Raw genomic sequence first — 9,057 nt, 5'->3', positions numbered from 1 at the left:
GCCATCCGATCAGGATGACCGAGGTAGCGTCCAGCGACCGGCAATCAGGCGGCGTGTCGGACCAACGGGGCAAACAAACCCAGGTGCGGCACTAGATCGAAGACGGAGGAGCGGGCGCTTCTCTGACGCCTAGCACGTCTCGCGCGTGAGGAAGGATCTAACACAGACGAGTGGGCGGAGTATGGTCGGCCGTTCAGGGCGTGTTCTCGCTCGCTTGTGCGTGGCTCTGGTCTGGATCGACTCGACCAGCGTGCTGGCCCACCAGCACACGGCGGGTGCACCGGCTGGGGACCCACAGGGGTCTGAGTCGAATTACACGATTGCGAGCGAGCCCGCCGATCACGCACTGGGATCTTCCCGAGGCGGGTGGACCACGAAGATCCACGCCCTCGTCGACGGCACCTGCCCTCCGGTCGCCGTGTTGCTGACCGCCGATCAGGTCGGCGACAAACCACAGCTGGCTCCGCTGCTCGAGATCTATCCGGATCGGCACGGTTGCACGATGCGGTTGCTGGCAGACAAGGCGTACTTCCATCCGTCGACTCGGAAAATGCTGCGGACCAGAAACATCGCCCACACGATCCAGGAATGATCCGATCAGATCGCACGACGGAAGGAGAAGGGCTCCCTAGGTGGGCGACCACCCGCCTTCGATGTCGCGCTCTACCGACACCGCAACACCGTCGAGCGGGGCTTCAACCGACTCTAGCACTGGCGCGGTGTCGCAACCTGCTACGACGAGTACGCCATCACCTACCTGTGCGGCATACTCCTCGCCTCAACAGTCACACCTCACCGACTGCGCAATTGGCAGACAGAACCCAGCCTCAATCTTTCGAGCCACTTTATAGTTGATTGGGTTTCGCCCTGTTGCAATGGCGCGGTGCAGGACAGGATCTTTCGTTCCTGTGCACGCCCTGATCCATCGCTGCCTCACGAATTGTTCAGGCTAGGATTCAGCGATGAGCACCCCCAAACCCTTCACCCTGCGCATCCCCGACGCCGCGATCGCGGACCTGCGCGAACGGCTCGCACGCACGCGCTTTCCCGACGAGCCGCCGCTTCGCCGTGGTCCACGGGGACGAGCGTCGCATATCTGAAATCGCTCACCGACTACTGGCAGAACGACTTCGACTGGCGCGCGTGGGAAACGAAGCTCAATTCGTTTCCACAGTTCACACTGCCGGTCCGCGGCATCGAGGTGCATTTCATCCATGCACCGAGCAAGAAGCCGGGCGCGATGCCGCTGCTGCTGTCACACGGCTGGCCGGGTTCGGTGTTCGAGTTTCACAAGTTGATCCCGCTGCTCACCGAGCACTTCACCGTTGTCGCGCCCTCGCTCCCCGGTTATACGCTGTCGTTCATGCCGGGCCAGCAACGCTTCGGCCTCGTCGAAATCGCCGAAGTCTTCGCCGAGCTGATGACGACGCTCGGCTACGAAAGATTCGGCGCACAGGGCGGCGACTGGGGCAGTTTCATTACTTCGGTACTGGGCCATCGCTTCGCGGCCCGCACGTCCGGCATCCATCTCAACATGCTTCCGTTGCGGCGCGATCTGAAAGTGCCACCGAATCCGAATACCGAAGAGAGAATGTATCTCGATCAGCTCGACAACTTCGTCAAGGAGGAGACGGGCTATCAGTTGATGCAGGGAACGCGACCGCAGACACTTGCGTTCGGCCTGACCGACTCGCCGGCCGGCCTCGCGGCCTGGATCGTGGAGAAATTCCACGCGTGGACCGACAACAACGGCAGCCCCGAAGACGCCGTCACGCGCGACGAGATGCTCGCCAACATTTCACTCTACTGGTTCACGGGTGCGATCGGCTCGTCGTTCTGGCCGTATTACGCGCGCATGCACAGCCCGTGGCCGGTGCCGGAGGGCGAGATCGTCGAGGCTCCGATGGGATACGCGGAATTCCCGTGCGAAAACCTCACGCCGCCGCGCTCGCTCGCGGAACAATCCTTCGGCGACATCCGTCGCTGGACCCGCATGACGAAGGGCGGACATTTCGCCGCGCTGGAACAGCCGCAGGCGCTCGCCGAGGACGTCATCGCGTTTTTCGGTGCGCTCGAATGACCTGTACGTCGCGTACAAGTGGAGAGCGAAAGGGTTCGCCGGCACGGCTCGGTCCCGGTTCGCACGCACGCACGGGTTATGGGACGAGACTCTGACCGTCATCACCGAGGCGGTCCTGATCCCGAACATTGCGTTCGTCACCGAACCGCTGCGGGGGCCACGATCTGGAGGCGTGGCTGGTGGCCGAGACGATTCATCGGAAGCTGACCACCGGGATCGTACTGATGTGGCCCTCCCCGGTGCTCTCCACTTGCTCCGACCCCGACCAGATCCCGACGCGGGCTCCGCGCAGATCACAGCGCTCGACAGCGCCATCGGCCGGCTATCGGACACCTCCAACGGTGTGGACTGACACCGGTCGAGTCGGCGCCGTGGGCGCTGGGGATGTCGACCGCCTCCGAGTCGCTTGCCGTGGAACGGTCCCGACTCGGTGCCGTCCGCAGCACACGGTGTCGCATTCGCTCGATCAGCTCCGGGCCGCCTACGTTGGCGGCAACGTCGTCTCCGCCATCGTCTGCTCGCGCCAGGACGACACTGCCTCGAGAGCAGCGTGACCGAGCCCCTACGCCAACGCTGGGCGAAGGGGCTGCCCGTCAACCATGTTGGGCGCGAATGCCGGCGATATCGCTCATGAGCTCATCGGGAAAACGGACGGGGTACATCCTTGTAGTAATGGCAGGCCGGCCCCTCTATCGCCAGCAGACGAGCTGGCTGCGCCATCAGGCGAGCCGACGGTGTGCTGGGTTGTCTTCGGACCCCCTGAGGACTTCGGGCCTCGCGAGGCCAAGATGATCGCGCAGCGTGGACCCGGTGTACTCCGAGGAATGCAGCCCTCGCCGCTGCAATTCAGGAAGAAGGCTGTCGCAGATGACGTCGAGCCCGTCCGGCATGTAAACGGGGGTGATGGCGAAGCCATCACAGGCCCCCGTGGTGAACCATTCCTCGAATCTGTCTGCTACCCGGGCCACGGAGTCGGTCACCGTGCTATGACCCAGTCCTCGCTCACTCTCGAAGATGAGGTCCCTCAGCGTCATCTTGTCGCGTACCGCCATGGCGTAGAAGTTCTTGTACCGACTCGCTCCGAGCCCTCCGGCCGAGCCTGCTACCTCGGGATCCGCAAGGCGGTCCAGCGGGATCGGTGCGTCCAGCGGGAGACCGGTAAGGTCTGCCCCTTGCAGGGTGATCTCCATTGCCTTTCGGCCGACCTCCATGTCCACAAGCGTTGCCAGCTCCGCAGCGATCTGCTGCGCCGCAGCGAAACTTTCACCGATGATCGGCGCTATGCCCGGAAGGATCTTGATCGTCGACGGATCGCGTCCGAGGGCCGCCGCACGGCCTTTGACATCCGAATAGAACTGTTGCGCCTCTTCGATATCGGTCTGAGCCGTGAAGACGACCTCGGCATGGCGTGCCGCGAAGTCCATCCCGTCGCTGGACTGCCCCGCCTGAACAATGACCGGCCTGCCCTGGGGTGATCGCGGCATCTTGAGCTGACCTTGCACGCTGAAGTACTCACCCTGAAAGTTGACCGGATGAATACCATCGCGTCGGGCCCAGACTCGAGAGTCACGATCGTTCATAACCGCATCGTCGTCCCAGGCGTCCCAGAGTTCTTCGGCTACTCGCACGAACTCATCGGCGCGCAAGTATCGTTCCGCGCGCGGCGGCAGCTCGACACCGAACACCTCGCCACCCGCGGACGACGTCACCACATTCCAGCCGACCCGGCCTTTGCTCATGTGGTCGATGCTGGCCAGGTAGCGGGCAAGGTTGTAGGGATTCACAAACGACGTCGACACCGTGCCGATCAGGCCGATTTGCGTGGTGACTGGACAGAGCGCGCTCATCAGCGTCAACGGCTCGACGCCCGTGGAGAAGGGGTCCCGACCGAGGTGGGCCTCGTAGAAGACGTCCGCCAAGAAGAGCGCGTCGAACCCGGCGCGCTCGGCTCGCTGCGCCACCTCGATCGCGAAGTCGAGCTTGTAGAGATCTTCGACGCGGCTTTCTGGCCGACGCCAACTCGATGGGAGCCTGCCTCCAGGATTGAAGAACAAGACTAGATTCATGTGCACATCAGTATTTGACAAGGGATTCCTCCAGTCGGGTATAAAAGCTGCCTGGCTACATGACCGCGTGGCGGGCCTGGCGGTGCAACTCATTACGCCTATAGGACACGCTCCAAGAAGGCCTTGGTTCGCTCGGCACGGGGGCGCAGGGTGACCTCTTCTGGGCTGCCTTGCTCCACAATCGTTCCTCCATCCATGAAAACCACGCGGTTGGCAACCTCGCGAGCAAATGCAATCTCATGCGTAACGACCAGCAAGGTCATTCCCTCATCCGCGACGTCGCGAATGACCGACAACACCTCACCCACGAGTTCCGGGTCCAACGCACTCGTAGGCTCATCGAACAGGATCAACTTCGGGTCGATCGCCAAGGCGCGGGCGATCGCGACTCGCTGCTGCTCGCCACCGGAAAGCTGCCGCGGGTACTTGCCAGTCTTCGAGCCCAGGCCGACGCGCTCGAGCAACTCGACGCTCCTCGCCCGCGCCGCCCCCTTTTCCTTACCGTGGACCGTGAGGGGTGCGAGACTCACGTTTTGCTCCGCCGTCAAGTGCGGATATAGGTTGAAGTGCTGAAACACCATGCCGATCTTGGCACGCTGCTTCGCCACGTCACGCCCCTTCATCTCCCGCAGCTTGCCCCCTCGCTCGCGGTAGCCAACGGTCTCACCGTCCACCATGAGTCGTCCGCCATCGAGGTGCTCGAGGTGATTGACGCAGCGCAGCAGCGTGCTCTTCCCGGCCCCGGAGGGTCCGATCAAACAGCAGACCTCACCCTTGGCAACGTCCAGTGACACATCCTTCAGAACCTGTTGATGACCGTAGTGCTTACTGATCGATCGGGCAGAAATCATGGGATTCATGCGCGCACTCCTCTCCGCATACTGCCGAGGATGTCCCCAATGGCAGACTTCTTGGCACTCCGGGTCGTTCCGCGAGCAAACCGCTTCTCGATGAAGATCTGGCCGATGCTGAGAATTGTGGTCATGAATAGATACCAGAGAGCGGCGACGATCAGCAGCGGAATTACTTGGTAGGTCGTGTTGTAAATGTTGCCTACTGTGGTAAGAAGCTCCGTGTACGAAACGATGCTCGCAAGTGACGTCCACTTCAACATCCCGATGGTCTCGTTCGCCGTCGGGGGAATAATCACTCGCATCGCTTGCGGCAGCACGATAAAGCGCAGCGTCTGAGCGCGACTCAACCCGTACGCGTCGGCCGCATCGGACTGCCCTTCATCGACCGAAAGAATGCCCGCCCTAACGATTTCCGAGTGGTAGGCCGCAAAATTCAGGCTGAGTCCAAGCACCGCCGCCAGGAACGGCGTCATGAGTTCATTGGTATTCCAACTCACGAAGGTGAACCCGAACAACTCGATTTCGATGGATGGGAAGACGCTGGAGAGATTGAACCAGAAGATTAGTTGGATGAGGGTGGGCGTCCCCCGAAAGAACCATTGGTAGAACGAAGCAACGCCCTTCAAGATCGGATTCGGCGACAGACGCATGATAGCGATGACGGTCCCGAGAATTACTCCCACTACCATGCAGATAACAGTCATCTGAAGCGTCCGGAGAACACCCAGGAGGACGTCCTTGTCGAAGAGGTAGTCCCAGACTACGTCCCACTCGAACGTCGGCGTTACCACGAGGATCCGCACAGACCAAGCCGCCAGCAACAGGATGACCACAGCCGCCATCCACCGGTACGGGTGACCTAGCTTGACGATAGGAAGAGTCGCATCGCCGGGCGATGGCACGTCTGCCACCCCCTCCTTTGCGGAGGGCGAGGGCGCATCCAATTTGTTGCTCATGGTCAGCAGTCCGCCGTCTCAGTGTTGATGCGAATCGGGGTCAGAGCCACCTCGCCCGCTCCGTACCGCCCCATGATGTCCGCCCAGGTGCCATCGTCGATCAGCGCCGAAACCGCCTCGCACACAGCGTTGATCATGACGTCATTGTCCTTCTTGTACAGCCAACCGGTGTACACATCCGGGCCCTCGATGACCTCGTCGAGGGCTTCGAAGTCGTCATTCGTCTTGACGAGATCCGCTGCCATGATGACGTCGATAAGCGTGGCGTCAGTCCGCCCGTTGGTAATCGTGACCAGGTTGTCCGCGGGGTTGACCAGGTCCAAGATCTCAATCGCCGGTTTGCCAGCAGCGATGCAGTCCTCGGAGAGCCGGCTGACAATGTCGTGCTGAACGCTCACCGGTGCTTCGCCGAGCGTCGCCCCACACAGGTTGGTTGCATCGATAGATGCTGGGTTTCCCGCGGCCGTCACGACCTTGAAACCTGCGGTGTACAGGTCAGTGAAGCTGACCACCTCTCGGCGTTCCTCCGTGTCGGCCATGACGCCGATCATGACGTCGTTTCGTCCGCTCACAACGGACGGAATCATGGCTTCGAACTTCATCGAATGAAACTTCGGGGTGACCCCCAACTTCTCTGCGACAGCCCTCAACAGGTCAGGCTCCAGACCTCCCGGCTCCCCATCGGTGCCTACCGTGGTGTACGGCGGGTAAGGCACGTACACGGCGACGTCGAGCGCGCCCTTGGCCTCGACGCTCTCCGGGAGGGCAATGGAAGACCCGTTGGTGTCTGTTCCCGCCGAACTTTGGCTGCCAGAACCGCCGCCTGCGCATGATGCCAGAGCGACGAGGCTCAATGCCCCGACAACCGCAGTGACTGACTTGGTGATGTGCTTCACGGATTTCCTTTCGAATTGGAATACAACGAAGCTTCAGATGACCTGCACGCCGATGTGCGGGGCCTGACCCCTCCGTACTGCGTGTGCGCAGACGAGGTTGCGCGGCCTGGCCGGTTGTCGCCAGCTCACGAATGCTCAGCTGGCTCGTTGAAACGATCGGTCGGCGTACTTGAACCGCAAGTGCATCTCGCCGTTTGCGAAGCGTCCGCCCGAACGCCCCTGTCAGGACCAGTCAGACAGTGATTCCCGCTTCCTGACAACCCATCCGAGGAGCCTATGCCGAGCCAGTGCTCGGGTTGTCGCCACCCTCTACGAGAATAATACGAACACAGACGATCAGCGGTGGCAAGCGTTCAAACAAATCCGTGCAGAATTTTTCCTGCCTGAAACACGCGAAGAAGCCCCACAACCCGATCACTCTGGGCGTGAATCGCGAAGTCTCGGCGGTGCCCAGCTTACTGCGGCGCCGCCCAGGGCACGCCCCGGCGGAGCCAGTAGCAAACCGACGAATCCTCTCGGCGGCCCTTCCGTCCATGAACCGCAGGCGCCGTGTTCAGACCTCGGCGTGTGTCCGAAATACTTTTTTGCGCAATCGCTTTCGATACATCTGTGACGATGGCACCACGATCAATCGGACCCCGAGGTGCCACCGCACGGCCACTTGCGGGGTCGGTCTCCGTCACATCCGCCGCCATCTGCAGAGGGCCGGCGCGTCGGGTGCCGGCAGCTGGGCGGGGACCAACCCCCGGCCTGGCACCCGAACACCTAGTCCCCGCTGCGGACGACTCGGCGACGGGTCTGTCCGCCCGCAGCCCTTGCGCCAGGGAGATAGTCTGTGTTCGTATTACCGGCGAACCGGAGGTGGCCTCGCGTGACAATCGAAGTGACTCCTAGTTTGGTCGGCGACGGGACAACAACCGAACCGGCAGAACAGGCGCATGAGAGGCAAGGAGACCGTAGTCCACGTGACAAAGGAGAACGCACTCGTGCCTGAGATCCCCGCGGCCCATTCCTATCGGACCTCTGAGGCTCACATCTCGTACCGAGACCTCGGGTCGGGTCCATCCCTCCTGCTCCTTCACGGAGGAGCTCCAGGCGAAACGGGATGGGACAGTTTTGCTGCCTGCATCGAGGTTCTGCGGGCCAGGTTCAGAGTAATCGTTCCGGACCAACCCGGTTTCGGCCAGCCTCATCTCGTCGAGGACAGCGGACTCCCTTATAACGCCATCTCCGCGAAGGCCATGGCCGAACTCCTCAGCCATCTCGGTGGCGGGCGGGTGCACGTGTCGGGAAACTCGCTGGGCGGGGGCGTCGCTCTGCGAATGGCGCTCGAGTATCCGGATCTCGTAGACCGCATTGTCCTCATAGCTCCATTCGTTCGCGGATTCTGCCCGCAATTTCTTGCGCCTCCTTCAGAGGGGGCAGCGCTTCTTCACGACTATTACCCTCACCCGTCACCAAACAAGATGCGGCACTTGCTTACCCGGCTGGTGGCCGACGTGAGCAGGGTTCCTCACCTCGACATGGCTGTCGCCTCGCGGTACGAAGGCACGCTGAGGTCCGGGGTCGAGGCGGCAAGCCAACGCCTTGCCAGCGGCGGCTGGGTTGAGGATTTCGAGCGCCGAGCCCCCGCTCAGTGGATTGGCACCATCGACAAGATGACACTCCTCCTTTGGGGGCGCGACGACAGGTTCTGTCCGACCGACGACGCATTTCACTACTTGTCCGCGCTTCGGCGGTCCGAATTGCTCGTGTTTCCGGAAACGGGCCACTGGCTACAGCAAGAACGAAGCACGGAATTCGCCAGTTACGTGACCGCCTTTCTTACTCGCTAGCACCATACGAGAGCACCCCCACGCCAGAGGTGTCGCAGTGGAGGAGGCAGAGGACGAACATGACCCCTTCAGCAAGGTCGCCGAGCCAGCGCGCTGCCACGAGACAGCCCGTCCACTCGGATTGCGAAACCAGGGTTGCGCAGTCGTCGCACGCCAAGGAACTCCGCGGGCAAGGCCACAATCATCTATTCGGCCGAGGTCTTCTTTCTGAAGGCAGACCTTCCGACCCAGGGGTCGGTATTTGTCCGACGGACCGTGCTTATCCTCGTTGCGTTGCCTAGAAGCCTAGAAGCGGCGTAGCCGGTTTTTGGGGTCAAGTTTGTGGTGTATGGGTCACGTTCGACTGCTTGATGTTTCATGCTGCGAGTTG

General features: G+C 61.7%; 6 protein-coding genes and 1 pseudogene. 3 read left to right on the top strand and 4 right to left on the bottom strand.

Going from position 1 to position 9,057, the window contains the following annotated elements:
• Positions 1-226: 226 nt before the first annotated feature.
• Positions 227-802, top strand: a pseudogene (locus ACFVJ3_RS48650) (IS5 family transposase); the annotation flags it as partial.
• 81 nt (positions 803-883) lie between these two features.
• Entirely contained in the window at positions 884-2,080 is a 1,197-nt protein-coding gene (locus ACFVJ3_RS48645) for an epoxide hydrolase (protein ID WP_378458903.1), read from the top strand.
• A gap of 719 nt (positions 2,081-2,799) precedes the next feature.
• On the opposite strand, the gene ACFVJ3_RS48640 is transcribed toward ACFVJ3_RS48645, so the two are convergent.
• From ACFVJ3_RS48640 to ACFVJ3_RS48625, 4 genes are all read right to left on the bottom strand, one after another.
• Positions 2,800-4,146: an NtaA/DmoA family FMN-dependent monooxygenase gene (locus ACFVJ3_RS48640; RefSeq protein ID WP_378458902.1), complete on the bottom strand. Its 1,347-nt coding sequence runs from the start codon at positions 4,144-4,146 to the stop codon at positions 2,800-2,802.
• Positions 4,147-4,244: 98 nt separating this feature from the next.
• Entirely contained in the window at positions 4,245-4,997 is a 753-nt protein-coding gene (locus ACFVJ3_RS48635) for an amino acid ABC transporter ATP-binding protein (protein ID WP_025433433.1), read from the bottom strand.
• 5 nt (positions 4,998-5,002) lie between these two features.
• Positions 5,003-5,956 carry an amino acid ABC transporter permease gene (locus ACFVJ3_RS48630; RefSeq protein ID WP_378458901.1) on the bottom strand — a complete coding sequence of 318 codons (954 nt, stop codon included), beginning with the start codon at positions 5,954-5,956 and terminating at the stop codon, positions 5,003-5,005.
• 2 nt (positions 5,957-5,958) lie between these two features.
• Positions 5,959-6,852 (bottom strand): transporter substrate-binding domain-containing protein, encoded by an 894-nt coding sequence (locus ACFVJ3_RS48625; protein ID WP_378458900.1) that lies wholly within the window; start codon positions 6,850-6,852, stop codon positions 5,959-5,961.
• Positions 6,853-7,790: 938 nt separating this feature from the next.
• On the opposite strand from ACFVJ3_RS48625, the gene ACFVJ3_RS48620 reads away from it, so the two are divergent.
• Entirely contained in the window at positions 7,791-8,687 is an 897-nt protein-coding gene (locus ACFVJ3_RS48620; protein WP_378458899.1) for an alpha/beta fold hydrolase, read from the top strand.
• Positions 8,688-9,057 lie beyond the last annotated feature (370 nt).

Origin of the sequence: Rhodococcus sp. NPDC127593 (assembly GCF_042671975.1) — a bacterium.
Classification (GTDB): domain Bacteria; phylum Actinomycetota; class Actinomycetes; order Mycobacteriales; family Mycobacteriaceae; genus Rhodococcus_F.
Note: the sequence above shows the minus strand (reverse complement) of the source record. Positions and strands in the feature narration are given on the sequence as shown.

Coding starts and splice junctions, on each gene's coding strand:
- ACFVJ3_RS48635 (WP_025433433.1), bottom strand. CDS start 4,997: ATGATTTCTGCCCGATCGATCAGTAAGCACTACGGTCATCAACAGGTT.
- ACFVJ3_RS48640 (WP_378458902.1), bottom strand. CDS start 4,146: ATGAATCTAGTCTTGTTCTTCAATCCTGGAGGCAGGCTCCCATCGAGT.
- ACFVJ3_RS48630 (WP_378458901.1), bottom strand. CDS start 5,956: ATGAGCAACAAATTGGATGCGCCCTCGCCCTCCGCAAAGGAGGGGGTG.
- ACFVJ3_RS48620 (WP_378458899.1), top strand. CDS start 7,791: ATGAGAGGCAAGGAGACCGTAGTCCACGTGACAAAGGAGAACGCACTC.